Genomic DNA, 369 nt, shown 5'->3' with positions numbered 1-369 from the left:
TTTATTGAAATGAATACGCGAATTCAGGTAGAACACCCTGTATCAGAAATGGTGACTGGCGTTGATTTAATTAAAGAACAAATTCGCGTTTGTTGCGGAGAAAAGCTTAGCATCAAGCAAGAAGATATCGTCATAAAAGGCCATGCATTTGAGTGCCGCATTAATGCGGAAGACCCTAAGACCTTTATGCCTTGCCCAGGTTTGGTAGAGACCTATCACCCCCCAGGCGGCTTAGGTATCAGAGTCGATTCTCATCTATATTCAGGCTACAAAGTTCCACCTTACTATGACTCGATGATCGCAAAAGTCATTAGCTATGGTGAAACTCGTGAAATCGCTCTTCGTCGTATGCGCAACGCATTAGATGAA

Annotated in this window: 1 pseudogene; it reads left to right on the top strand. The window is 43.1% G+C overall.

The features are described 5' to 3' along the window. Window positions 1–369, top strand: a pseudogene (locus EMN46_RS19465) (acetyl-CoA carboxylase biotin carboxylase subunit); the annotation flags it as partial.

The sequence above is a fragment of the Ancylomarina sp. 16SWW S1-10-2 genome (assembly GCF_009669305.1).
GTDB lineage: Bacteria > Bacteroidota > Bacteroidia > Bacteroidales > Marinifilaceae > Ancylomarina.
This window is presented reverse-complemented; position numbering and strand designations above follow the sequence as displayed.